This window comes from Pseudomonas viciae, assembly GCF_004786035.1.
Taxonomy (GTDB): Bacteria; Pseudomonadota; Gammaproteobacteria; order Pseudomonadales; family Pseudomonadaceae; genus Aquipseudomonas; species Aquipseudomonas viciae.
In genome coordinates, this window is record NZ_CP035088.1 from 34,029 (window position 1) to 56,407 (window position 22,379).

Here is a 22,379-nt window from a genome sequence, read left to right on the forward strand (position 1 = left end):
GTGGCGAGGGAGCTTGCTCCCTCGCCACAAGAGCATTCAGCTCCGCGCATGCCTGTTGTTACAGGGCGAAAGGCAACAACGCGTGAACCGTCTGCCGCTGCGCCAACCGCTGCTGGAACTCCATCGGATCGTGAATCAACACATCCTGTCCGGCGAAAGACTCGGCGGCGATCAACCGCGACAACCAGAAGCGCACGCACGCCACGCGCAGCATCGTCGGCCATAACTCGGCTTCGGCGGCGGTGAACGGTCGTAGCGCCGCATAAGCCCCCAGCAACGCCCGCGCCCGCGGGCCATCGAGCACGCCGTCGTCATCCGAACACCAGTCGTTCAAGGCGATGGCGACGTCATACAGCATCGGCCCGGAGCAGGCATTGTAGAAGTCGATCAACCCGGTCAGGTGCGTGCCTTCGAACATCGCGTTGTCGCGGAACAGATCCGCGTGGATGTTGGCCCGGGGCAGCGCCAGGATACCGACCTTCTGCCGGGCGATCTCATCCAGCGCGGCCTCAAGTAGCCGGCGGGGCTCGGCGTCGAGGTGCGACAGCAGCTTGGCGCCCTCCTCCTGCATCCAGTCCAGGCCACGATCGGTCTTGCGCTTGATCATGTTGTCCCGGGTTGCCAGGTGCAGATGCGCCAGCAACTCCCCGACCTGGGCGCAATGTTGCGCGTTGGCCTGCTTGATGTGTTTGCCCGCCAGGCGCGGTTGCAACAGCGCCGGTTTGCCCGCCAGTTCCCGCAGCGCCACGCCGTCGGTGGTGCGCAACGCGTAAGGCACCGGCAGGTCGGCGTCATGCAGCACGTCCAGCAGTTCGATGAAGAACGGCATTTCCTGCACCGGGCCACGCTCAACCAGGGTCAGGACGAATTCGCCCTGCTCCAGGCTGATGAAAAAATTGGTGTTTTCGCTGCCAGCGGCGATCCCCTGGAAATCAAGCAGGCGGCCGAGCCCATAAGAGGCGAGAAAGGTTTCCAGCTCGGGCCGAGCCAGGGGGGTGAACACAGACATGGTTAAAAACTGCTCAGTTCGGGCGCCGCGATTGAAGCGGCGCCGATTAAAGTTAGGAAACTACTTCCACTCAAAGATTTTCCAGGACGGAATTAGCATATCCGGCTGGTCCGAGCGGATGAAGTTTGCATCGGTCCCGTCTGCGCGCACCAGAAAATACGGCGGTGCGCCCTTCGGTGTGACCTTGATCGCATACAGGAAACCATTTTGGCGGTATTCCTGAATGACCTTATCCCCTTCCGTGCGAATCGTGACCTCAGGCTCTGCGGTGGGGGCATCCTCCGCGGCCATGACGGCCAATGGAACGGTTGCAAACAAGCCAGCCAGTAACAGGCGATTGAGTGTGCGCATGATAACCTTGTCCCTTTGTCGTCAACGGTCCCGCTATTCTAGCCCCGGACCCGCCGAAAAGGTTGATCCTGCTCATGAGCCAAGCACCCCTCGTCCTGGTGGACGGTTCTTCTTATCTGTACCGCGCCTTTCACGCGCTGCCACCGCTGACCACTTCCAAAGGCCTGCCGACCGGTGCGGTCAAGGGCGTGCTGAACATGCTCAAGAGCCTGCGCAAGCAGTATCCGGACAGTCCGTTCGCCGTGGTGTTCGACGCCAAGGGTGGGACGTTTCGCGATGCGCTGTACGCCGAATACAAGGCCAACCGCCCGAGCATGCCCGACGACATGCGCGTGCAGATCGAGCCGCTGCATGCCAGCGTCAAGGCCCTGGGCTTCCCGCTGCTGTGCGTGGACAACGTCGAGGCCGATGACGTGATCGGCACCCTGGCCCGCAGCAGCGCGGCGGCCGATCGTCCGGTGGTGATCTCCACCGGCGACAAAGACATGGCGCAACTGGTCGACGGGCACATTACCTTGGTCAATACCATGACCGGTAGCGCCCTGGACGTGGCTGGCGTGAAGGAGAAGTTTGGCGTCGCTCCCGAGCAGATCATCGATTATCTGGCGTTGATGGGCGATTCGTCCGACAACATCCCGGGCGTTCCGGGCATCGGGCCGAAGACCGCGTCTGGTCTGCTGGTGGGCGTCAATGGCGGTCTGACCGAGCTGTACGCACAACTGGACATCGTCGCCACGTTGCCGATCCGTGGCGCCAAGACCCTGGCCGCCAAGCTCGAAGAGCACAAGGAAATGGCTTTGCTTTCCTATGAGCTGGCGACCATCAAGACTGATGTGCCTTTGGATGTCGGCCTCGACGACCTGCAAATGGGCCAGCCGGACCACGAAAAACTCGCCGAGCTGTATACCCTGCTGGAATTCAAGAGCTGGTTCGAAGACAACCAGAGGGACGCCAAGCGCTCCGGCCAGGAGATCGTCGAAGTCAGCGACGAACAGCCGGGTGCCGCCGAGGCTAAATATGAGGTCATCCTTGATCAGGCACATTTCGATACCTGGCTGGCCAAACTCGATAAAGCGCCGCTGTTTGCCTTCGTCACCGAAACCAACGGGGGCGATGCCCAACATTCGCAGCTCGTCGGCTTGTCGTTCGCCGTTGCACCGTTTGAGGCCGCCTACATCCCGCTGACCCATTCCTACATGGGCGTGCCGGAGCAACTGGACCGCGACACGGTGCTCAAGGCCCTCAAGCCGTTGCTGGAAAACCCGAACAAGCTCAAGGTCGGCCAGCACGCCAAGTTTGAAACCAACATCCTGGCCAACTGCGCCATCGGCGGTGACCAGAACAATGGCATTTTGGTGCAAGGCATCGCCTTCGACACCATGCTCGAGTCCTACGTACTGGACTCCACGGCGACCCGTCACGACATGGACAGCCTGGCGCTCAAGTACCTGGGCCAAAGCAAGACCGATTTCCAGGACATCGCCGGCAAAGGCGTCAAACAGCTGACTTTTGACCAGATATCCCTGGAACTGGCCGGTCCTTACGCCGCTGAAGATGCCGACGTGACCTTGCGCCTGCACCAGGCCTTGCAGGAAAAACTGGCCGCCACGCCAAGCCTGGGCAAAGTGCTCACCGAAATCGAAATGCCGCTGATGCCGGTCCTGGCACGCATCGAGCGCCAGGGTGCGCTGGTCGATGCCAACCTGCTGGGCGTGCAGAGTGTCGAGTTGGGCGAGAAACTGGTGGCGCTGGAGCGTGAAGCGTTTGCCATCGCCGGCGAGGAATTCAACCTGGGCTCGCCGAAGCAGTTGGGCGTGATCCTGTATGAAAAACTCGGCTTGCCAGTGCTCAGCAAAACCGCCAAGGGCCAGGCGTCTACTGCCGAAGCGGTGCTCGCCGAACTGGCGGAGCAGGATTACCCCCTGCCCAAGGTGCTGATGCAGTACCGCTCGCTGAGCAAGCTCAAGAGCACCTACACCGATCGTCTGCCGGAGCAGATCAACAGCCGCACCGGCCGCGTCCATACCAATTACCAGCAAGCCGTCGCCGCGACCGGGCGACTGTCGTCCATCGACCCGAACCTGCAGAACATTCCGATTCGCACTGCCGAAGGCCGGCGCATTCGCCAGGCATTCGTCGCGCCCAAAGGCTACAAGCTGTTGGCGGCGGACTACTCGCAGATCGAATTGCGGATCATGGCGCACCTGGCCAAGGATGAAGGTCTGCTCCATGCGTTTCGCAATGATCTGGACGTGCACCGGGCCACGGCCGCCGAGGTATTCGGCGTTGAGCTGGAGGCCGTCACCCACGACCAGCGGCGCAGCGCCAAGGCGATCAACTTCGGCTTGATCTATGGCATGAGCGCCTTTGGCCTGGCCAAGCAGATCGGCGTTGATCGCAAGCAGTCCCAGGCTTACATCGACCGCTACTTCGCGCGCTACCCGGGTGTGCTGGCCTACATGGAGCGCACCCGCGCCCAGGCAGCCGAGCAGGGTTTCGTCGAAACCATATTCGGTCGTCGGTTGTACCTGCCGGACATCAACGCGAAAAACCCGGCCCTGCGCAAAGGCGCCGAGCGCACGGCGATCAACGCGCCGATGCAAGGCACCGCCGCCGACATCATCAAGAAAGCCATGGTGGCGGTGGACCGCTGGCTGAGCGCGTCAGGGTTGGATGCCAAAGTCATCCTGCAGGTACACGACGAATTGGTGCTGGAAGTGCGCGAGGATCTGGTCGACCAGGTGCGCGAGGAAATTCGCCAGCACATGAGCGCCGCCGCCACGCTGGATGTGCCGCTGCTGGTGGAAGTGGGTGTGGGCAATAACTGGGATGAGGCCCACTGACTCCCAAGCCCGAGGGCTTTTGTGGCGAGGGAGCTTGCTCCCGCTCGGCTGCACAGCAGTCGCAAAGGCGGGCAATGGGGTCTGCCTGGAAGAATGCTGGGGCCTGCTTCGCAGGCCAGCGGGAGCAAGCTCCCTCGCCACAGTGCATCACCGCAATTCCGGGCGCGGTGCCATTAGTTCGGAAAACGCCTAAGGCTATTTCCAAAAATAATCTGAACTAAACCGGTGAATTGCTACTCAGAGATTCTGAAAGGCTGGTGAAGCCCTTCAATGCTCCTATGTTGTGTTAAGTGTTGGCAGATATCTGGACCCCGCCCTAGCGGTCCGGAACTTGGACCCCGAACTTCCCCCTCCCCATACGAAGTCCGGGGTTTTTTTTGCCTGCGATTTGGCTTATTCCGCCTCTTCGCTGCCCTTGTCTGCCAATTCCATCCAGTCGGCCAATACAGTGTAGGCCTCTTCCAGGCCCATGCGCTTAGGCGCCGAGAACAACTGGATCGTGATCGTCTCGCCCCACCCTTTGCGAATTTCCGACTGCACTTTGAGCAGGGTGTTCTTGGCTGCGCCGTAGGTGAGCTTATCTGCCTTGGTCAGCAGGATGTGCATCGGCATGCCGCTGGCGACAGCCCAGTCGAGCATCAGCAGGTCGAAGTCGGTCATCGGATGGCGGATGTCCATCATCAGAATCAAGCCTTTCAAACTCTCGCGGCTGCCCAGGTAGGCTTCCAGATGGCGCTGCCAGTGTTGTTTGAGCGGGATCGGTACTTTCGCGTAGCCGTAACCGGGCAGGTCGACCAAACGGCGTTCTTCGTCTAGCTTGAAGAAGTTCAAGAGCTGTGTGCGACCCGGGGTTTTCGAGGTGCGCGCCAGGCTTGCATGGGTCAAGGTGTTCAGCGCGCTGGATTTGCCGGCATTGGAACGTCCGGCAAAGGCCACTTCAAAGCCTTCGTCGTCGGGGCATTGATCGACTTTGGCAGCGCTGAGCATGAAGGTGGACTGTTGGCACAGGCCAAGGATGGGGTTCTTCAGTTGCATGGGATTTCCGATGTGAGCGGCGTCGGGAATGGACGCGGCAAGCTGTGTCGTTTCCGTTTCAGTGACGCCAGTATATAATGCCGCAGATTTTGTGTGCGCTTTGTCCCAGCGTAGGATGAAGCTCACGGGAGCGACCGACCGAAATTGCGCACTAGAACGCAGCTCGCTCTCAACCCTGAAAAGGTCGTTTTATGACGAAATGGCTGCTAGCTGCCGGTGTCTTGATGCCGCTTTACAGCGCTCAGGCTACACAGGATCCGGAAGCTGTGTACAACCGTGTTTGTGGTGCCTGTCATTCCGGCCAACTCCCCATGGCGCCCCGCAAGGGCGATCAGGAAGCTTGGACGCCGAGGTTGGCGAAAGGTATGGAGACGCTGGTGCAACACGTGACCCAGGGTTTCAAGGCGATGCCGCCGCGTGGTTTGTGCATGGACTGCAGTGCCGAGGATTACCGAGCCATCATCCAGTGGATGAGCGAGTGAACCCGGTCCATAACTCTTTAACCCTTAGCCGTAGTTGGATTAGCTGATGAACAAACTGATCGTGAGTCTGCTGTTGACCTTGGGGATATCCGGTGTAGCCCACGCCGCTGGCGATGCCGCTGCCGGTCAGGCTAAAGCGGCCGTATGCGGGGCCTGCCATGGCCCGGATGGCAACAGCATGGCGCCAAACTTTCCGAAACTGGCTGGCCAGGGCGAGCGTTACCTGACCAAGCAGTTGAAGGACATCAAGGACGGCAAGCGTGTCGTGCTGGAAATGACCGGCCTGCTGAACAATCTGAACGATCAGGACCTGGCGGACATTGCGGCTTATTTCGCCAGCCAGAAGGGTAGCGTCGGCGCCGCCGATCCGAAGCTCGTGGCACGGGGCGAAGCACTGTTTCGTGGTGGCGACCTGAGCAAAGGGCTGCCAGCCTGCACCGGTTGCCACTCGCCTGACGGCAAAGGCAACGCTGCAGCCGGCTTCCCGCACCTGGGCGGCCAGCATGCCCAGTACGTTGCCAAGCAACTGACCGATTTCCGCAAGGAAGAAAGCGGCCGGACCAACGACGGCGATACCAAGCCGATGCAAAGCATCGCCAAGAAACTGAGCGATGAAGAGATCGCGGCAGTGGCCAGTTATATCCAGGGCCTGCACTAAGGCCATTGGCCGGGCGTTGCGAGGGGTGCACACCTCTTGCAACGTTAACGCTCGATTAATCTCTCGATGCGAGCATCAAAAGGGTGGCTTTGGCCGCCCTTTTTTGTGGCCGCTGCCGTTACACTAACGAACTAGAACCTGCCGCGGCCTGTCTTAAAAACAGACCTCGCGAGGTCCCCTCATTGTCCAGGAGTAAAGCATGCGTAATCTGATCATCAGCGCCGCGCTCGTCGTCGCCAGCGTATTCGGCGTGGCCGTCCAAGCCAACGCCGAGGAATCGAAGGCCCCTTACGTCGAATTGGCCAACCCCGTTCCGGTGGCGGTGCCTGGCAAGATCGAAGTGGTGGAGCTGTTCTGGTATGGCTGCCCGCATTGCTACGCTTTTGAGCCGGTTATCAATCCATGGGTCGAGAAACTGCCTAAGGATGTGAACTTCGTACGCATTCCTGCGATGTTCGGCGGCCCATGGGACGCCCACGGCCAAATGTTCCTGACCCTCGAAGCCATGGGCGTCGAGCACAAGGTTCACGCCGCCGTTTTCAACGCGATCCAGAAAGAAGGCAAAAAACTGGTCAAGAAAGAAGACATGGCTGACTTCCTCGCCACCCAAGGCGTCGATAAAGACAAGTTCCTCGCCACCTTCGACTCCTTTGCCATCCAGGGTAAGATCAAACAGGCCCGGGAGCTGGCGAAGAAGTACGAAATCACTGGCGTACCAACTATGATCGTCAACGGCAAATACCGCTTTGACATCGGCTCTGCCGGCGGTGCCGAACAAGCGCTGCAACTGGCCGACCAACTGATCGCCAAAGAGCGAGCGGCCCCCAAGGCTGCCGCCAACTAAGCGCGGCTCACGCCCATGGCCCGCTGGAGTACCGAACGCATCGTTGGTCTGCATGAACCGCAGGTCAACGAGCATCATGTCACGTCCACGGGCCTGCCTGCCGACAACCGTCTGCGGCTGCTCAGCTTCAACATCCAAGTGGGTATCAGCACCGAGCGCTACCGGCATTACCTGACCCGCGGCTGGCAACATTTGCTGCCGCACACCGGGCGCGCCGGTAACCTGCAGAAAATCGGCGACCTGTTGAAGGATTTCGACCTGGTGGCCCTGCAAGAAGCCGACGGCGGGAGCCTGAGGTCAGGCTACGTCAATCAGGTGGAACACTTGGCCCAACTGGGCGCTTTTCCCTACTGGTACCAGCAACTCAACCGTAACCTCGGTCGCCTCGGTCAACACAGCAATGGCGTGTTGAGTCGTTTGCGACCGTGGGCGATCGAAGACCATCCACTGCCGGGCCCCAAGGGGCGTGGCGCGATCCTGGCGCGTTTTGGCGAAGGTCCGGAGGCCTTGGTCGTGGTGATGATGCACCTGGCCCTCGGCGCTCGTACCCGGACCATGCAGCTGGCCTATATCCGCGAGCTGATCGGCGGATACAAGCATCAGGTGCTGATGGGCGACATGAACACCCATGCCAGCGATTTGCTGCAAACGTCGCCCCTGCGCGATCTCGGTCTGCTCGCTCCGCAACTGGAAGCGACCTTCCCCAGCTGGCGCCCGCAGCGCTGCCTGGACCATATTCTGCTGAGCCCGACCCTGACCCTCGAACGCGTCGAGGTGCTGGCCCAGCCTATCTCCGATCACCTGCCTGTCGCGGTTGAAATTCGTTTGCCGGGTTCGCTCACGGCTGACGCATTTCCCGCGCTGAGTCCTGCCCCTTGTGGATCCGATGAATGAGCGACGACGCCGACCGCTGGAGAGAGAAGTACCTCAAGAGCATTGAACAGCATGAAAAGCTCGAGCGCCGCTGGGATGCTCGGCTGGACTTGCTGCGTCGTGGCCTGGTGCGCAGTTCCCTGGCCGCCGAGGGCACTGATCGGGCAGTTGATGAATGCATGAAAGAAATGCGCGAGGTGGTGCGCACCAATGACATGGATGCCGCCCTCGCCGCCCTGTTGCCGCGCCTGGAAAAAGCCGTACTCGATTCCGAGCAGCGCCGCGAGACTCGGGTCGAGCAGATAAACACTGCGTTGACGACCCTGGTCGCACAGTTGCAGACCCTGCCGCTGCCGAAGGAAGTCAGCCGGCCACTGAAAAAGTTCTCCAAGCAGTTGGAAGACCGAGTTGGCCAGGCCCGGGAGATGCCGCTGCTGCTCAGCGAATTGAGCGGCCTGCAAGGCAAGGCACTGAGCGCGCTGGAAGCGCCCACTGAACCGAGTCGGCCCGGTCTGCTACAGCGGCTGTTTGGCGGCCAGGGCCACGAAGAAGCCGCGCCCCTGCCGCACGAAGCTACCCAGGGCGGTGTGGCGCTCATGCCAAAGCCGGCACTGCCAACGCCCGCAATACCCGAAACCGAGGCAGCATCCGTAGCACCGGCACCGGCACCAACGCCAGCCCCAGCCCCAGTCCCCGTGGTGGAGCAAGTGCCAATCGTGGAGACGCCCCCTGGACCGGTCGCCTTCATTCCGCCAATGGACGAGCCCGCTCCAACACCTGCTGCCGAAATTGTTCAGCCGATCAGCGAACCGGACGAAACAACCGAGCCGGCATCGGCCCCCGATGAACCCGCAGTACCGGTCCCTACGCTCGAGAATCCTGACGAGCTGATGCCGCAGGAGCCGCCACAGCCCCCGCCCACGACATCCAACCCCGCTGCAGAATCCGACGAGCCCCCGGTCGCCCTCGATCCGACGGTTGATGCCCATTACGCCCTGCCCGACTCACCGGAGCCGTCCTACAGCTCGGTGGCCCGGCATATTGAAGACACCCTGCTGGGCCTGCTGGGCGACCTGACCCTGCCCGAGCGTCATCGGCCCCAAGCCGAGGCCATGCGTGAGCGGCTGCGAAATGGCTTGAACTGGTACGAGTTGCTGCCGATCCTCGATGATCTGGCGGTACTCATGCTGGCAATCACCGACAGCGGCCAGCATGAGTTCGAAGCTTACCTGCAGCGGCTCAATGATCGACTTGAGTCGTTCCAGAACAGCCTGCGGGCGGCTAGCGAAGACCATGCCGACAATCTGTCGGCCTCCAGGGACATGGACACGCAGATTCGCGAACAGGTTGATGGCCTGCAAAGCAGTGTCCAGCAAGCGGATGATCTGGAGAGCCTCAAGCAAGTGCTGGAGAACCACCTCGAAGGCTTGCTCGGCACCATGGACCAGCACCAGAAGCAGCGCGATCTACGTGAGCAGGAAGTCTCGGAACGCCTCAAAAGCCTGGCCGAACGCGTCGCGCTGATGGAGCAGGATGCCCAGGTCGTGCGCGACAATCTCGAAGAACAGCGACAAAAAGCGCTGGTCGATCCACTCACCGGGTTGCCTAACCGCGCCGCCTGGTCCGAGCGCCTCGAACATGAAGTCGTCCAGTGGCAACAGCACGGTAATAGCCTGTTGCTGGCCATGCTCGACCTCGATCATTTCAAGCGAATCAACGATAACTACGGCCACCTGGCCGGTGACCGGGTGTTGAAACTCATCGCTTCGGTCCTGCGTAGACGGTTGCGAGGTGGCGACTTCATTGCCCGCTTCGGCGGGGAGGAGTTTGTCCTGTTGGTGCCCGATACGCCCCTGGCGGCTGGCGCCCAGTTGGCGGAGGCCTTGCGCGCCGCCATCGAAGTCTGCCCGTTCCATTTCAAGGGCGAGCCGGTGACGGTCACGATGTCCATAGGCATGACCGCCTTCAAACCCGGAGAACGCAGCGATCTGGTGCTCAAGAGAGCCGATCAGGCGCTCTATCGGGCAAAAAATGCCGGGCGTAACCGCGTGGAGCTGGGCTGAAAGCCAATTGTTCCATTTTGTTTAATATTGCCGCGTGAGCCAGATCATTCGCGAGGCGATACGTTACACTGTTGCATTATTCGCCAGCGCGTAACGCATTCCATCATGAAATTTTGTTCGCTCATTCTCTCCTTGCTGGTTCTGGCCGGTTGCGCGAGCGGCCCCCGGCTCGATACCCGTCACCCTTCAGTCAATCAGGACAACCGTATCCAATTCGTGGTGGTGCATTACACCTCGGCGTCCCTCGAGCGATCCCTGGCGCTGCTGACCCATGGCGAAGTCAGTGCCCATTACCTGATCGGCGACGATGAACGCGCCACTATTTATAAGCTGGTGGATGAAAACCGGCGCGCCTGGCACGCCGGGGAAAGCGAATGGGATGGACGGACCTGGCTCAACTCCAGCTCCATCGGCATTGAAATCGTCAATCCAGGTTTCATCGATACGCCCAACGGGCGCCTCTGGTACCCCTACAGCGAAGCTCAGGTCCAAGCCTTGATTGTGTTGCTCAAGGACATCACCCAGCGTAACGCGATCAACCCGCGCAACATCATCGGCCACAGCGACATCGCCCCCTTGCGCAAGCTCGACCCGGGGCCCTTGTTCCCTTGGAAGCGGTTGGCAGAAGCCGGCGTTGGCTTCTGGCCCGACGAACAGGCTGTGGCACGCCAGCAGGCCATATTCGCTGCGCAGTTGCCGAGCGCCAGTTGGTTCCAGACCGAACTGGCCCGCCTCGGCTACCCGACGCCCCAGACCGGCGAATGGGATGTGGCCACCCACCATGTGCTGGCCGCTTTCCAGATGCACTATCGGCCGAGCCGTTTCGACGGTACGCCGGACGCGCAGAGCGCGGCGATTCTGCAGGTCCTCAACCAGACAAAATAATGACGCCCGTCTGACTATCAGGGCCAAATTCAAATCAGAAGCTATAACTCATTGGTAACTTTCGGATTACCCATGATGACGGCTGCCCGCGAAACCTTGCAGAGCTGGCTCCATCGCCCTCTTTTTCTGGCGATGATGGCGGCTGCCTTGAGTACGGTGCTGTTGCTGGCGGGGAGTCTGGCTGTGGTGATGCAGCAGATCCAACAGCGTGAAAGCGATCAGATGAATGCCCAGGGCGAGCGTTTTCTGCAAAGGTTGGAGCAACTCTTCGGACAATTGCGCGAAAGTCTCGACGATCTGCGAAACCAGCCGTTGCGCGGATGCGACGATGACATGATCGCGACGTTGCGACAGGTCAGCTTCAACTACCGCTTCGTCTACGAAGCGGTGTACATCGACGGCAGCGGCGTCTGTTCCAATCGTCCGCACCAGAGCGGGTTGTCAGTGACCCGCCCGCCCGACATCCGCGGGCCGACCTACAATTACTGGCTCAACACCACCAAAGAACCCGACGAAGATCGTGCCGCATTGATGCTGGGGAGTGGCAACTTTCGGGTGGCCACTTCTCGCGGGCATTTGACCGATGTGGTCGATTTACCGCCGGGCAGCAGCTTGCTGGTCGTCCTGGATCGCGGTGAACGAGCCATTCCCGTGCTGGGGACCGACCAGTACTGGCCGCCGGCCGAGCCCTGGCCACCGAAAAGCCGCAATGCCTTGCAAGTGACGCAGAACCGGTTGATCTATCGGATGCCGACCGACAGCCCGGAATATCAACTGGTCCTGATCGCTCAGCGCAACGGTTTCCAGATTCCGGCCAATGCCTGGTGGATGCTGCCCATCAGCCTGGCACTGGGCTTGGGGATCGGGTTTCAGGTATTCCTGCTGGCGCGCCAGCGTCAGTCCATGGACGCCGAATTGCACGGCGCCATCCGGCGTGGAGAGTTGCAGGTGCTGTACCAGCCGATTTTCGACTTGAGCAGCCGCAACTGCGTCGGCGCCGAAGCCTTGCTGCGCTGGAGACGACCGGACGGTACCCTGACCAGCCCGGATTTGTTTATCCCGATGGCAGAGAACACCGGGCAGATCCGCCAGATCACCGATTTCGTGCTGCAGCGGCTGTTTGATCAATTGGGTCAGTTATTGCGGGCGAATCCGCAACTGTACATCTCGGTGAATCTGGCCGCGTGCGATGTGATGGTGCCGCGTATCGGCGAGGTGATCGCCCGCCTGCTGGCGCTGCACCGGGTGTCTGCCCGGCAGATTGCTTTCGAAGTGACCGAGCGTGGGCTGGTCGATGTATTGGTCGCCCGGGATAACCTGCAATCGCTGCGCGACGTCGGGCATCAGGTACTGATCGACGACTTCGGCACCGGTTATTGCAGCCTGGCTTATCTGCAAACCCTGCCGGTGGATTGCCTGAAAATCGACAAGGCGTTCATTGACGCCTTGGGCCACGATGCCGCCAGCAGTGGCGTGGCCCCGCACATCATTCGCATGGCCCACGCGCTGCAGCTCAAGGTGATCGCCGAAGGCATCGAGCATGAAGCCCAAGCCTCCTATTTGAGCAGCGAAGGGGTGAAGTTTGGGCAGGGTTGGTTGTTTGCCCATGCACTCAGTGCGGTGCAGCTCATCGAACTGATTACCCGCGGCCGACGCCTGCGCGGGCGACGCCTGGATGACGAAGCCTGAGCCCCTTCAGACCGCCAGTGCCATGTAGAACTGCGTACCCTGCCCCGGCCTTGAATAGACGCCCATGCGCCCGCCGTGGAGCTGGACGATCTCCTTGCACAACGCCAAGCCGAGGCCCGCGCCGCCCTTCTTGCGTCCGACCTGGACGAACGGTTCGAAAATCCGTCCCTGCTGGCTGTAGGCAATGCCTTCACCGTTGTCTTCGACACTGATGATCACCCGTTCGCCGTGGCGTCGGGCCTGCAGACGGATCTGGCCGTTGTCGCCAGTGTGACGCATGGCATTGTCGATCAGGTTATCCAGTACCCGATCCAGCTGTGCAGCGTCGGCATGCAGGTGTGGCAGCGGGCCTTGGATCGCCACGAGCAATTCGATGCCCTTGGCCTCGGCTTGCGCGGCGAACCGCAACCGGGCCGCTTCGAGTAGATCGTCGATGGAACAAGGGGCCAGGGTCAGCTTTTGCAGACCGTTCTGGTAGCGAGAGAAGTTCAGCAGGTCATTGATGAGCTGCATCAGACGCTGCATTTCTTCATTGACGGTGTTGAGCAGGTCGGCCTCGCGGGATTCTTCAGCGAAATGCACACGCTCCTGCAACAGGCCGAATGCCATGTGCATGCCGGTGACCGGGGTGCGCAGCTCATGGGAAGCGCGCAACACGAATTCACTGCGCACCCGCTCAAAAGCGCGCTGTTCGGTGACATCGTGCAGCACCATCACGGCGCCGAGGATGTGGCCCTGGGTATGGCTGACCGGTGTGAGGCTGTAAGTCAGCACCCGCGACTCGCCATCCACCTCGATGTTCAAATCGTCCGGCGCCCGCTCCTGGGTTCCGCCGCGCAGGACCAGTTGCAGTTCTTCATCCAGTTCAAGGCGTCCCAGCGCCTCGCCCAATCCCAGGCCCAGGCGCTCCTCATCCCAGCCCAATTGACGCTGGGCCACGGGGTTGAGGTGTTCCAGGTGGCCTTGGCGGTCGATCATCAGCAGGCCGTCGTCGATGCTGTCCAGTACGGCTTGCAAGCGTTGCTGGCCGGCGAGCAATTCGTCGACATTGGTAGCCTGGTGCTCACGCAGGGCCTGGGCCATGACGCCGAAGCGACGTGTCAGCAGGTTCAGCTCAGCGGCGGAGGAAACAGGTAGCGTCACCTCGAAATTGCCCTGGCCGATGTTATCTGCGGCTGCCGCCAGTGCCTCGATCGGCGCCCCGAAGCGGCGGGCGATCCCGTGGGCCGTGACGAAGCCGATGATCAATACGGCCAATCCCACCAGGCCCAGCAGTCCGGAAATCAACAACGCGCGTTCGCGGGCGCGGTTTTGGGTTTCACTGATGTTGTTCAACGCCTGCCGATAGCCCTCGATCAGGCCACTGCGCAGAACATTGAATTTTTCGGTGAGGTCCTGGATACCGGTGATTTGGGCCGGCTGCTGGCGAGACGCGGTGAAGGCTTCAAGAAAATTGATGTAGTCGGCTTTGGCCTTGGTGAAGTTCTCGACCGAGCCGGCCAGCCCCTGCTCATGGGCGATGCCCTCCTCAAGCAAACCGAAATATTGCCGCTTGGATGCCTCCAGCGCAGCCAGATCGGGTTTGTCGTCGAGCATGATCATCAACTGGTCGCCGAGCGTCTGGCGCAGCTTGAGGCCCAGGTCCAGCAGGATGAAGTTGTCGCGTACCGATTGTTCCTGGGTGTCGGCCATTTGCATCACGCTGACCAGACCCAGCACCAACCCCAGCAATGCCACGGTGATCAGGGCCGAGATGCTGAGAAACAGTCGGGTGCGCAGCTTCATCGCCAGTTTCATAAGGTGTCGCTCACAGGTTGTACTGCTTGCGTTTGCGATACAGCGTGGACGCATCGATACCCAAGGTCTTGGCCGCCTGGTCAAGGGTGTCGGCCGTGGCCAACACAGCGCCGATATGAGCCTTCTCCAGTTCATCGAGGCTCAGCGCGGCGCCGATTCGTGGCGCATTGTTAACCGGTTGCTCGGCCATGCCCAGGTGACTGATTTCGACTTTTTCCTGTGGACAGATAATGCTGGCCCGCTCGACCACGTTCCGCAGCTCCCGGATATTGCCCGGCCAGCGATAGCCTAGCAGCGCTTCGCGAGCCTCGTCGCTGAAACCCCGGGCCGGGCGCGCGTACTCCTTGACGAAACGCGCCAGGAAACGATCGGCCAGGGTCAGGATGTCTTCGGTACGCTCGCGCAGCGGTGGCAGATGCAGGGTAATGACGTTCAGGCGATACAGCAGGTCTTCGCGAAAACGCCCGTCACGCACCATGTCTTCCAGATTGAGGTTTGTGGCCGCGAGAATCCGTACATCGGCGCGGCGTGTCACCGGATCCCCTACCCGTTCATATTCCTTGTCTTGAATGAAGCGCAACAACTTTGGTTGTAACGTCAGGGGAAAATCGCCGATCTCGTCGAGAAACAGCGTGCCGCCATCAGCCTGATTGACGCGACCCAGGGTGCTCTCGCTGGCACCGGTAAACGCGCCGCGGCTGTGACCGAACAATTCGCTTTCCATCAACTCAGCGGTCAGCGATGGGCAATTGATGGTGACGCAGGATTTTTTCGCCCGCTTGCTCCAGCCGTGGATCGCCCGGGCCAACTCGCCCTTGCCGGTGCCGGACTCGCCGAGAATCAGGATGTTGGCGTCGGTGCTGGCGACCTGGCGAGCCGTTTCCAGGACGACTTTCATCGCCGGGCTGTGGGAGTCGAGGCCATCCTTGGGTTTGCGCACCTCCCCTTCGAGGGCTTCGAGCCTTGCCGATAACTGGCGCACCTCCAATTGCTTGGCGGTGGCCAGGCGCAATTGATCCGGGCTGCACGGCTTGACCAGATAATCGGCGGCGCCGGCCTGGATGGCGTCGACGGCGGTGTCGACCGCCGAGTGGGCGGTGACGATCACCACCCGCATCCAGGGCGCCTGGATACGCATTTGCGCCAGGACATCGAGCCCGTTGTCCTCGCCCAGGCGCAGGTCGAGAAAGCACAGGTCGAACACCTGGCGCTGCAGCAGGGTATCGGCCTGGGCGGCGCTGTTGGCGGTAGCGACCGTGTAGCCTTCGTCTTCCAGGCAGTAACGGAATGTACGCAGGATGGCGGACTCATCGTCTACCAGCAGAATGCGGCCTTGGTGCTCGGTGGCAGATTCCATTTTCCTACGCTCCTTAATGAATGATGATGGTTAGTGTCAGAAAAATCGGGCAAGTTGCATGGTCGTTTCTGAGGGGATATTACCCACCGAGAACCTCCCTGTAGACGTCTGACTCCTAAAAGGTTGATTTGAGTTCCTTTTTTTGTCTGACATCCGTCTCGGACGGTTCGGTTTGCTCATTCCGACATTGGTTTTCGACGGGCCATTCAAAAAAATCAAATACCCCCCCTTCGCTTCGTTCGTGCAATACGCACGACTGCCTTGAAGGCCATCGTGCAGGATGCGCCCTCAGCGTTTTACGCAGCAGATATAACTCGCTGATTTAAAACATATTTTTTCTGACAAAATTCTGGCACGACGACTGCAATGATCCGATCAACGTGGCGCTAAGGCGCCTGAACCAGATCACCACTCGGGTGGGGAGGAATTCCAGGATGAATCGTCATAGTGCCGCCCAGTTTCGAATCTCTTCCCTGCACGTCCAGCAGATTCTGTGGGCCGTGGTGGCGTTGCTGTTGACCCTTTTCGTGGGGCAGCAATTGCTGCTCTGGCATCAGAGCCAACAGCCCGAGGCACCTCTGGTGTCGGTTCAACGTGCTCCGCAAACCCATTTCAGCGCCGTCGGCAGCCTGTCGGAAATTTCCGCTTCGATGCGGATGATGGATGTCGATCAGGCACAGCCTGTGGCTGATACGCCTCGTCAGGAGCGCTGGGTGTTTTAACTTGATGGACCGGCCGTCTAGCGCGTCGGAACCATCGCTGCCAGACCCTAACTAAATAGAAAAGCGTAAGGAGAATCACCATGTTGAGCTGGGCAATTACTTTCCTGATCATTGCCATCATCGCCGCAGTACTGGGCTTCGGTGGTATCGCAGGCACCGCCACGGGCATCGCCAAAATTCTCTTTGTCGTGTTCCTGGTGATGTTCATCGCCTCCTTCTTCTTTGGCCGTCGCGGTCGAGGCTGACCATGAGCGCTTCATTTAAAGGACTGGCCGCCGCCCTGCTGTTGGGCGGCAGTGCCATGGCAATGGCTGCCAACGATGGGCAGATGCGGGCCAACCAGTTACTTGAAGCCGACCCGCAATATCGCGACACCTGGCAGCACGTTGTGAAAAAAGAAGAACGCTTGCCGGAATGGGTGATGAACCTGTCCGGCGATTCGGAGCAGATGAACGCGGTCGAGGAAGATGGCGACAAGTATCTGGTGGGCCCGTTGTGCGAAACCCAGGCGACGTGCCGCAGTAAACGCCTGATAGTCGCCTTCAGTTTTGATAAGGATGAGGCCTACGCCATGTTGGTCGAAGTCCCGGCCGGACTGCCGGCCGACAAGTCGCCGACCCGTCACGCAGACTACCGTTTCCTCGGCAAGCCTGATGAAGGTATGCAGAAACTGTTAATGGAACAACTCAAGAAAGATCCGAACTGGTACTGATGTTCGAAAACGAGAAAAGCGCCCTGCTTTTCTCTTTTGCACGGCCCGAGGAGGGTCGATGCATGACCAGGGGGCCGGGACGTTCTGACCGATCAGGGTCGGAGTGACCTACGGGCACAAGGGGTGCCTGCGAAAGGGCCGGGTCAGGTAAAAGCCGCGACGCAGGTTCGCAAAGTCACCATGGCTTGGCGAACCTGCGCAGGGCTTATGTTACAAAATGCTTGTGCCAGAGCGGCTCGCTGATTTGATCCGGGCCCGCTTGCTTGATGCGGCATATCGTCTCCCCACCCTCGATTTATCCCCCGTGCCTGGCCGTATGTCGGAGAATGCACCCACCATTTCTCCGCGGATTCGCGCTGCGACTCGCCTGCGTTGCGGCGATTGCGCACACTTGAGAAAGCAAGTCCCACTACGCTGAAATGGCCGGTTCACGGCGCTTATGCCTGCTTGAATGGCGTATTCGAAACCGCTGCGACGTGTGTTTTGTTTTTGAAATCTCATGCCGATTCGGCATAGGGTAGGCGTTTACGGCATTAGACGGCCCTCCCTTGCATCGCAATAGTTGCGCCTTTTTTCGCCCGCCAGTAAGCCGCCAATGCGCGCTCGGGGTGACCTTATACGGGGGCAGCGGCGCGAATTTATCGTCATCGGCGATCGGTTCGTGTCACTGCCCGAGTCCAACTGAAGTAAGGGTAATGATATGAAGAAGGCAAAATTAAGCCTCGCCTGGCAGATCCTCATCGGTCTGGTGCTCGGGATTGCACTGGGCGCGCTGCTTAACCATTTCAGTGCCGAGAAGGCTTGGTGGATCAGCAACGTGTTGCAACCGGCAGGCGATATCTTTATCCGTCTGATCAAGATGATCGTGATCCCGATCGTGATTTCCTCGCTGATCGTCGGCATTGCCGGGGTCGGTGATGCCAAGAAGCTCGGGCGTATCGGTCTCAAGACCATTCTCTACTTCGAAATCGTCACCACCATCGCCATCGTTGTTGGCCTGTTGCTGGCCAACTTCTTCCAGCCGGGCAGCGGTATCGACATGAGCACCCTGGGGACGGTGGATATTTCCAAGTACCAGGCCACAGCCGCCGAAGTCCAGCATGAACATGCGTTTATCCAGACCATTCTCAATCTGATCCCGTCGAACATCTTTGCAGCGGTGGCCCGTGGCGAGATGCTGCCGATCATTTTCTTCTCCGTCCTGTTCGGCCTGGGTCTGTCCAGCCTGCAATCGGACCTGCGCGAGCCGCTGGTGAAAATGTTCCAGGGCGTGTCGGAGAGTATGTTCAAGGTCACCCACATGATCATGCAGTATGCCCCGATCGGCGTGTTCGCACTGATCGCGGTGACCGTCGCCAACTTCGGTTTCGCGTCCCTGCTGCCACTGGCAAAACTGGTGATCCTGGTTTACGTCGCCATCGCCTTCTTCGCCTTCGTGGTGTTGGGCCTGATCGCCCGCCTGTTCGGCTTCTCGGTGATCAAGCTGATGCGTATCTTCAAGGATGAGCTGGTGCTGGCCTACTCCACCGCCAGCTCCGAAACCGTGCTGCCGCGCGTGATCGAGAAGATGGAAGCCTACGGCGCGCCGAAAGCCATTTGCAGCTTCGTAGTGCCTACCGGCTATTCGTTCAACCTCGACGGCTCGACTCTGTACCAAAGCATCGCGGCGATTTTCATCGCCCAGCTGTACGGCATCGACCTGTCCATCAGCCAGCAATTGCTGCTGGTGCTGACCTTGATGGTGACCTCCAAAGGCATCGCCGGCGTGCCGGGCGTGTCCTTCGTGGTGCTGCTGGCCACCTTGGGCAGTGTGGGTATTCCACTGGAAGGCCTGGCCTTCATCGCTGGTGTCGACCGGATCATGGACATGGCCCGTACCGCGCTGAACGTCATTGGTAACGCCCTGGCCGTGCTGGTCATCGCCCGCTGGGAAGGCATGTACGACGATGCCAAGGGCCAGCGCTACTGGAACTCCTTGCCACACTGGCGCAGCAAAGAGCCGCTGCCAGCGGGGGAAGTTTCCAGCCGCTGACACACATGCCCCCTGTGGGAGCTGAGCTTGCTCGCGATGGCGTTGGATCAGTCAGCATTGATGTCGGCTGACACTCCCCCATCGCGAGCAAGCTCGGCTCCCACAAGGATCTCTGTGATTCCCTGAAGCAGCAAACAAACCCCGGAGAAATCCGGGGTTTGTCGTTTCTGCCAGCCCCGCTATCATTCGCGCATCTTCCGGGGGATTTAACCGATGCTCAATGGCCTGTGGCTTGGCTTCTTTATCGTGGCAGCCGTATCGGCGCTGGCGCAGTGGTTGATCGGTGGCAATGCCGGAATCTTCGCCGCCATGGTGGAAAGCATTTTCGCCATGGCCAAGCTGTCGGTGGAGGTGATGGTCCTACTGTTCGGCACCTTGACCCTGTGGCTGGGGTTCCTGCGGATCGCCGAAAAAGCCGGCATCGTCGACTGGCTGGCCAAGGCCCTCGGCCCGCTGTTCTTGCGCTTGATGCCGGAAGTCCCGGCCGGCCATCCGGCGATTGGTCTGATCACCCTCAACTTCGCCGCCAACGGCCTGGGGCTGGATAACGCGGCCACCCCCATCGGCCTGAAGGCCATGCGCGCCCTGCAAGACCTCAACCCCAGCCCGACCATCGCCAGCAATGCGCAGATCCTGTTCCTGGTGCTCAACGCCTCGTCGCTGACACTGCTGCCGGTGACGATCTTCATGTACCGCGCCCAGCAAGGCGCGCCGGACCCGACCCTGGTGTTCCTGCCGATCCTGCTCGCCACCAGTTGCTCGACCCTGGTGGGGCTGCTGTCGGTGGCGTTCATGCAACGCCTGCGCCTCTGGGACCCGGTGGTGTTGGCCTACCTGATTCCGGGTGCGTTGGTGCTGGGTGGCTTCATGGCGCTGCTGGCGACGCTCTCGGCCACGGCCCTGGCGGGACTGTCATCGATCCTCGGCAACCTGACGCTGTTCGGCTTGATCATGCTGTTCCTGGTGGTGGGCGCCCTGCGCAAGGTCAAGGTGTATGAGGCCTTCATCGAGGGCGCCAAGGAAGGTTTCGACGTCGCCAAGAGCTTGCTGCCGTACCTGGTGGCAATGCTCTGCGCCGTGGGAGTGTTGCGAGCCTCGGGCGCGCTGGATTTTGGCCTGGACGGCATCCGGCACCTGGTGCAGTGGGCTGGCCTGGACACGCGTTTCGTCGATGCCTTGCCGACCGCGATGGTCAAGCCGTTCTCCGGCAGCGCCGCCCGGGCGATGCTGATCGAAACCATGAAAACCTCTGGAGTGGACAGCTTCCCGGCCCTGGTGGCGGCGACCATTCAGGGCAGTACCGAAACCACGTTCTATGTGTTGGCGGTGTATTTCGGCGCCGTGGGGATTCAGCGGGCGCGGCATGCGGTGGGTTGCGCGCTGCTGGCCGAATTGGCCGGGGTCCTGGGGGCGATCGGCGTTTGCTACTGGTTCTTTGGTTAACCTTGGCCCAGATCTAGGGGCGCGCCGGCGTTGCAAAACGCTGGCCTTGTTCCAGCGTCCAGTTCACCACTTCGGCTGTCAGCCGATCACTGGCCCGGCCAAAGCCTTCCACCACCGCCGGTACTTTCACGTCGTTCAACGGCTGGTGCACTTCAAAACGGCGACTGGCGAGAATACGTTGGTCGGATCCTCGCACCAGCAGCGCGTCCAGGCGAATCACCACGCTGGCCGCTGCGCCTTGGTATTCGGTTTGAAAGGCCTGTAATTGCCCGCCCAACTCGAGGTCAGCTTGCAGGTTACTGTCGGCGACACTCAACAGCCTGAGGCGTCCATCCTGGGCGAAGCCGTCGAGCAGGCGGTTGCGTAACAACTCCGGCGCCGGGTCGCTCCAGCGCGAGGCGGCGTAACTGCTGAACAGATTGCCCTGGGGAATGACCGCAATTTTCGGGCTGTTGAGGACCTCACTGGCCTGTGGGCTGGCCAGGCGCAATGACCAGCTCACCGGCGCGCCAGAGGAGACTGCGGCCTGAGTGGCGGGCAGGCGATAGATATCCGAAGGCTCGGCCTTGGGCAGGATCGAGCAACCGCCCATCAAGATAAATCCTGCCAGCAAGAGACCGGGGCGGACGAGTCGATTAAACGGTTTCATGGCGTGAACTCCTTGTCCTTGTCACTGCCGAGCAAATAGCCGCTGGGGTTGGCATCCAGGCGCCGGGAGATCCCCCGCAGGGCGCTCAGGGTTTCGCGCAGCTCACGCACGGCTGGCGCCAGGGCATTGAGGCCCTGCATGCCGTTATTCAATGAATCGCGGTTGTCGTTCAACAGTTTGTCGAGGGTTGCGGTGCTGTGAGCCAGGGACTGCATGGCCTGGCCGGCGCTGCCGAACGCCTGTTTGCCCTGGTCGTTGAGCAAGCCATTGGCATTGCGCATCAACGCCGTGGTCTGTTCCAGCGTGGCGCTGGCCTGTTTGCCGATGGACGCCAGTTGCTGCATGGCCTGGCGAATGTCGCCGCGCTGCTCGGCAATGACCCCGGTGGTTTGCTCCAGGTGTTCGAGGGTCTTGCCCAGGCGCTGGACGTTGTCCGGGGAAAACACCTCATTGGCGTTGTGCAGCAGCAGGTTGATGCTGGTCATCAAGTCGTCGCTGTTGTTCAGCAGGCGCGCAATAGGCGAGGGCGCGGCGATTATCACCGGCGGCTCACCATCGTGCCCGGTCAGCGGCGGGCTCTGGGGCGTGCCACCGCTGAGCTGGATAATCGAAGTGCCGGTGATGCCGGTCAGGGCCAATTTGGCCTGGGTGTCTTGCTTGATCGGTGTTTCACCACTCAGGCGCACCCGGGCCAGCACCCGGCGCGGGTCGTTCGGGTCCAGGCGCAGATTGACCACATCCCCGACCTTGATGCCGCTGTACTCCACCGAACTGCCCCTGGACAGCCCACTGACCGCCTCGTTGAACACCACTTCGTAATACTTGAATTCACTGTCCACGCTGGACTTGGCCAGCCACAGGCCGAACAGCAGGGCGCTGACCACCACAATGACGGTGAACAGGCCGATCAATACATGATGGGCTCGGGTTTCCAT

Annotated in this window: 20 protein-coding genes; 13 read left to right on the plus strand and 7 right to left on the minus strand. The window is 60.5% G+C overall.

The window, feature by feature from the left end; translation table 11 throughout:
• Nucleotides 1–58: 58 nt before the first annotated feature.
• The gene (locus tag EPZ47_RS00165) at nucleotides 59–1,009 is read right to left on the minus strand and encodes a homoserine kinase (RefSeq protein WP_135842990.1); all 951 of its coding nucleotides are present in this window, start codon (nucleotides 1,007–1,009) and stop codon (nucleotides 59–61) included.
• 60 nt (nucleotides 1,010–1,069) lie between these two features.
• Entirely contained in the window at nucleotides 1,070–1,360 is a 291-nt protein-coding gene (locus EPZ47_RS00170) for a DUF2782 domain-containing protein (RefSeq protein ID WP_135842991.1), read from the minus strand.
• Between the two features lie 74 nt (nucleotides 1,361–1,434).
• Between EPZ47_RS00170 and polA the strand changes: the two genes are divergently transcribed.
• A complete protein-coding gene (polA, locus tag EPZ47_RS00175; RefSeq protein WP_135842992.1) occupies nucleotides 1,435–4,203 on the plus strand; it encodes a DNA polymerase I in 2,769 nt (922 codons plus the stop codon).
• A gap of 393 nt (nucleotides 4,204–4,596) precedes the next feature.
• On the opposite strand, the gene yihA is transcribed toward polA, so the two are convergent.
• On the minus strand, nucleotides 4,597–5,238 hold the full coding sequence (yihA, locus tag EPZ47_RS00180; protein ID WP_135842993.1) for a ribosome biogenesis GTP-binding protein YihA/YsxC: 642 nt from the start codon (nucleotides 5,236–5,238) through the stop codon (nucleotides 4,597–4,599).
• 191 nt (nucleotides 5,239–5,429) lie between these two features.
• On the opposite strand from yihA, the gene EPZ47_RS00185 reads away from it, so the two are divergent.
• The 7 genes from EPZ47_RS00185 (at nucleotide 5,430) to EPZ47_RS00215 (ending at nucleotide 12,732) form a co-directional block, all read left to right on the plus strand.
• Nucleotides 5,430–5,720: a c-type cytochrome gene (locus tag EPZ47_RS00185; protein WP_003196231.1), complete on the plus strand. Its 291-nt coding sequence runs from the start codon at nucleotides 5,430–5,432 to the stop codon at nucleotides 5,718–5,720.
• A 46-nt stretch (nucleotides 5,721–5,766) separates the two neighbouring features.
• Nucleotides 5,767–6,378, plus strand: a complete 612-nt coding sequence (locus EPZ47_RS00190; protein WP_135842994.1) for a c-type cytochrome — start codon at nucleotides 5,767–5,769, stop codon at nucleotides 6,376–6,378.
• A gap of 199 nt (nucleotides 6,379–6,577) precedes the next feature.
• Nucleotides 6,578–7,222 (plus strand): thiol:disulfide interchange protein DsbA/DsbL, encoded by a 645-nt coding sequence (locus EPZ47_RS00195; protein ID WP_135842995.1) that lies wholly within the window; start codon nucleotides 6,578–6,580, stop codon nucleotides 7,220–7,222.
• Between the two features lie 15 nt (nucleotides 7,223–7,237).
• Nucleotides 7,238–8,116, plus strand: a complete 879-nt coding sequence (locus EPZ47_RS00200; RefSeq protein WP_135842996.1) for an endonuclease/exonuclease/phosphatase family protein — start codon at nucleotides 7,238–7,240, stop codon at nucleotides 8,114–8,116.
• On the plus strand, nucleotides 8,113–10,158 hold the full coding sequence (locus tag EPZ47_RS00205) for a GGDEF domain-containing protein (protein ID WP_135842997.1): 2,046 nt from the start codon (nucleotides 8,113–8,115) through the stop codon (nucleotides 10,156–10,158). Before EPZ47_RS00200 ends, EPZ47_RS00205 begins: the two co-directional genes overlap by 4 nt.
• Nucleotides 10,159–10,263: 105 nt before the next feature.
• Nucleotides 10,264–11,043, plus strand: a complete 780-nt coding sequence (locus tag EPZ47_RS00210) for an N-acetylmuramoyl-L-alanine amidase (RefSeq protein ID WP_135842998.1) — start codon at nucleotides 10,264–10,266, stop codon at nucleotides 11,041–11,043.
• Nucleotides 11,044–11,118: 75 nt separating this feature from the next.
• Nucleotides 11,119–12,732 carry an EAL domain-containing protein gene (locus EPZ47_RS00215; protein WP_135847925.1) on the plus strand — a complete coding sequence of 538 codons (1,614 nt, stop codon included), beginning with the start codon at nucleotides 11,119–11,121 and terminating at the stop codon, nucleotides 12,730–12,732.
• Nucleotides 12,733–12,738: 6 nt separating this feature from the next.
• Here the strand turns inward: EPZ47_RS00215 and EPZ47_RS00220 are convergent, their stop codons facing one another.
• Together EPZ47_RS00220 and algB are read right to left on the minus strand one after the other, a co-directional pair.
• Complete coding sequence (locus tag EPZ47_RS00220; protein WP_135842999.1) at nucleotides 12,739–14,529, minus strand: ATP-binding protein; 1,791 nt, start codon at nucleotides 14,527–14,529, stop codon at nucleotides 12,739–12,741.
• 10 nt (nucleotides 14,530–14,539) lie between these two features.
• Complete coding sequence (algB, locus tag EPZ47_RS00225) at nucleotides 14,540–15,886, minus strand: sigma-54-dependent response regulator transcription factor AlgB (RefSeq protein WP_135843000.1); 1,347 nt, start codon at nucleotides 15,884–15,886, stop codon at nucleotides 14,540–14,542.
• A 434-nt stretch (nucleotides 15,887–16,320) separates the two neighbouring features.
• Here algB and EPZ47_RS00230 point away from each other — a divergent pair, with 434 nt between their 5' ends.
• From EPZ47_RS00230 to EPZ47_RS00250, 5 genes are all read left to right on the plus strand, one after another.
• Nucleotides 16,321–16,608 carry a hypothetical protein gene (locus tag EPZ47_RS00230; RefSeq protein ID WP_135843001.1) on the plus strand — a complete coding sequence of 96 codons (288 nt, stop codon included), beginning with the start codon at nucleotides 16,321–16,323 and terminating at the stop codon, nucleotides 16,606–16,608.
• Between the two features lie 80 nt (nucleotides 16,609–16,688).
• Nucleotides 16,689–16,853 (plus strand): DUF1328 domain-containing protein, encoded by a 165-nt coding sequence (locus tag EPZ47_RS00235; RefSeq protein WP_003177151.1) that lies wholly within the window; start codon nucleotides 16,689–16,691, stop codon nucleotides 16,851–16,853.
• A 2-nt stretch (nucleotides 16,854–16,855) separates the two neighbouring features.
• Nucleotides 16,856–17,320 (plus strand): inhibitor of vertebrate lysozyme family protein, encoded by a 465-nt coding sequence (locus EPZ47_RS00240; RefSeq protein WP_135843002.1) that lies wholly within the window; start codon nucleotides 16,856–16,858, stop codon nucleotides 17,318–17,320.
• Nucleotides 17,321–18,020: 700 nt separating this feature from the next.
• Entirely contained in the window at nucleotides 18,021–19,352 is a 1,332-nt protein-coding gene (gltP, locus tag EPZ47_RS00245) for a glutamate/aspartate:proton symporter GltP (RefSeq protein ID WP_135843003.1), read from the plus strand.
• A 213-nt stretch (nucleotides 19,353–19,565) separates the two neighbouring features.
• On the plus strand, nucleotides 19,566–20,795 hold the full coding sequence (locus EPZ47_RS00250; RefSeq protein ID WP_135843004.1) for a nucleoside recognition domain-containing protein: 1,230 nt from the start codon (nucleotides 19,566–19,568) through the stop codon (nucleotides 20,793–20,795).
• A 13-nt stretch (nucleotides 20,796–20,808) separates the two neighbouring features.
• On the opposite strand, the gene EPZ47_RS00255 is transcribed toward EPZ47_RS00250, so the two are convergent.
• Entirely contained in the window at nucleotides 20,809–21,444 is a 636-nt protein-coding gene (locus EPZ47_RS00255; protein ID WP_135843005.1) for an ABC-type transport auxiliary lipoprotein family protein, read from the minus strand.
• A complete protein-coding gene (locus tag EPZ47_RS00260) occupies nucleotides 21,441–22,379 on the minus strand; it encodes an MlaD family protein (protein ID WP_135843006.1) in 939 nt (312 codons plus the stop codon). The genes EPZ47_RS00255 and EPZ47_RS00260 overlap by 4 nt, the downstream gene beginning before the upstream one ends.

What these genes read in the sequence shown, in the direction of transcription:
- EPZ47_RS00205 (WP_135842997.1), top strand. Translation starts at nt 8,113, where the DNA reads ATGAGCGACGACGCCGACCGCTGGAGAGAGAAGTACCTCAAGAGCATT.
- EPZ47_RS00250 (WP_135843004.1), top strand. Translation starts at nt 19,566, where the DNA reads ATGCTCAATGGCCTGTGGCTTGGCTTCTTTATCGTGGCAGCCGTATCG.
- EPZ47_RS00210 (WP_135842998.1), top strand. Translation starts at nt 10,264, where the DNA reads ATGAAATTTTGTTCGCTCATTCTCTCCTTGCTGGTTCTGGCCGGTTGC.
- EPZ47_RS00200 (WP_135842996.1), top strand. Translation starts at nt 7,238, where the DNA reads ATGGCCCGCTGGAGTACCGAACGCATCGTTGGTCTGCATGAACCGCAG.
- gltP (WP_135843003.1), top strand. Translation starts at nt 18,021, where the DNA reads ATGAAGAAGGCAAAATTAAGCCTCGCCTGGCAGATCCTCATCGGTCTG.
- EPZ47_RS00165 (WP_135842990.1), bottom strand. Translation starts at nt 1,009, where the DNA reads ATGTCTGTGTTCACCCCCCTGGCTCGGCCCGAGCTGGAAACCTTTCTC.
- EPZ47_RS00240 (WP_135843002.1), top strand. Translation starts at nt 16,856, where the DNA reads ATGAGCGCTTCATTTAAAGGACTGGCCGCCGCCCTGCTGTTGGGCGGC.
- EPZ47_RS00220 (WP_135842999.1), bottom strand. Translation starts at nt 14,529, where the DNA reads ATGAAACTGGCGATGAAGCTGCGCACCCGACTGTTTCTCAGCATCTCG.
- polA (WP_135842992.1), top strand. Translation starts at nt 1,435, where the DNA reads ATGAGCCAAGCACCCCTCGTCCTGGTGGACGGTTCTTCTTATCTGTAC.
- algB (WP_135843000.1), bottom strand. Translation starts at nt 15,886, where the DNA reads ATGGAATCTGCCACCGAGCACCAAGGCCGCATTCTGCTGGTAGACGAT.
- EPZ47_RS00260 (WP_135843006.1), bottom strand. Translation starts at nt 22,379, where the DNA reads ATGGAAACCCGAGCCCATCATGTATTGATCGGCCTGTTCACCGTCATT.
- yihA (WP_135842993.1), bottom strand. Translation starts at nt 5,238, where the DNA reads ATGCAACTGAAGAACCCCATCCTTGGCCTGTGCCAACAGTCCACCTTC.
- EPZ47_RS00185 (WP_003196231.1), top strand. Translation starts at nt 5,430, where the DNA reads ATGACGAAATGGCTGCTAGCTGCCGGTGTCTTGATGCCGCTTTACAGC.
- EPZ47_RS00195 (WP_135842995.1), top strand. Translation starts at nt 6,578, where the DNA reads ATGCGTAATCTGATCATCAGCGCCGCGCTCGTCGTCGCCAGCGTATTC.
- EPZ47_RS00235 (WP_003177151.1), top strand. Translation starts at nt 16,689, where the DNA reads ATGTTGAGCTGGGCAATTACTTTCCTGATCATTGCCATCATCGCCGCA.
- EPZ47_RS00170 (WP_135842991.1), bottom strand. Translation starts at nt 1,360, where the DNA reads ATGCGCACACTCAATCGCCTGTTACTGGCTGGCTTGTTTGCAACCGTT.
- EPZ47_RS00215 (WP_135847925.1), top strand. Translation starts at nt 11,119, where the DNA reads ATGACGGCTGCCCGCGAAACCTTGCAGAGCTGGCTCCATCGCCCTCTT.
- EPZ47_RS00255 (WP_135843005.1), bottom strand. Translation starts at nt 21,444, where the DNA reads ATGAAACCGTTTAATCGACTCGTCCGCCCCGGTCTCTTGCTGGCAGGA.
- EPZ47_RS00190 (WP_135842994.1), top strand. Translation starts at nt 5,767, where the DNA reads ATGAACAAACTGATCGTGAGTCTGCTGTTGACCTTGGGGATATCCGGT.
- EPZ47_RS00230 (WP_135843001.1), top strand. Translation starts at nt 16,321, where the DNA reads ATGAATCGTCATAGTGCCGCCCAGTTTCGAATCTCTTCCCTGCACGTC.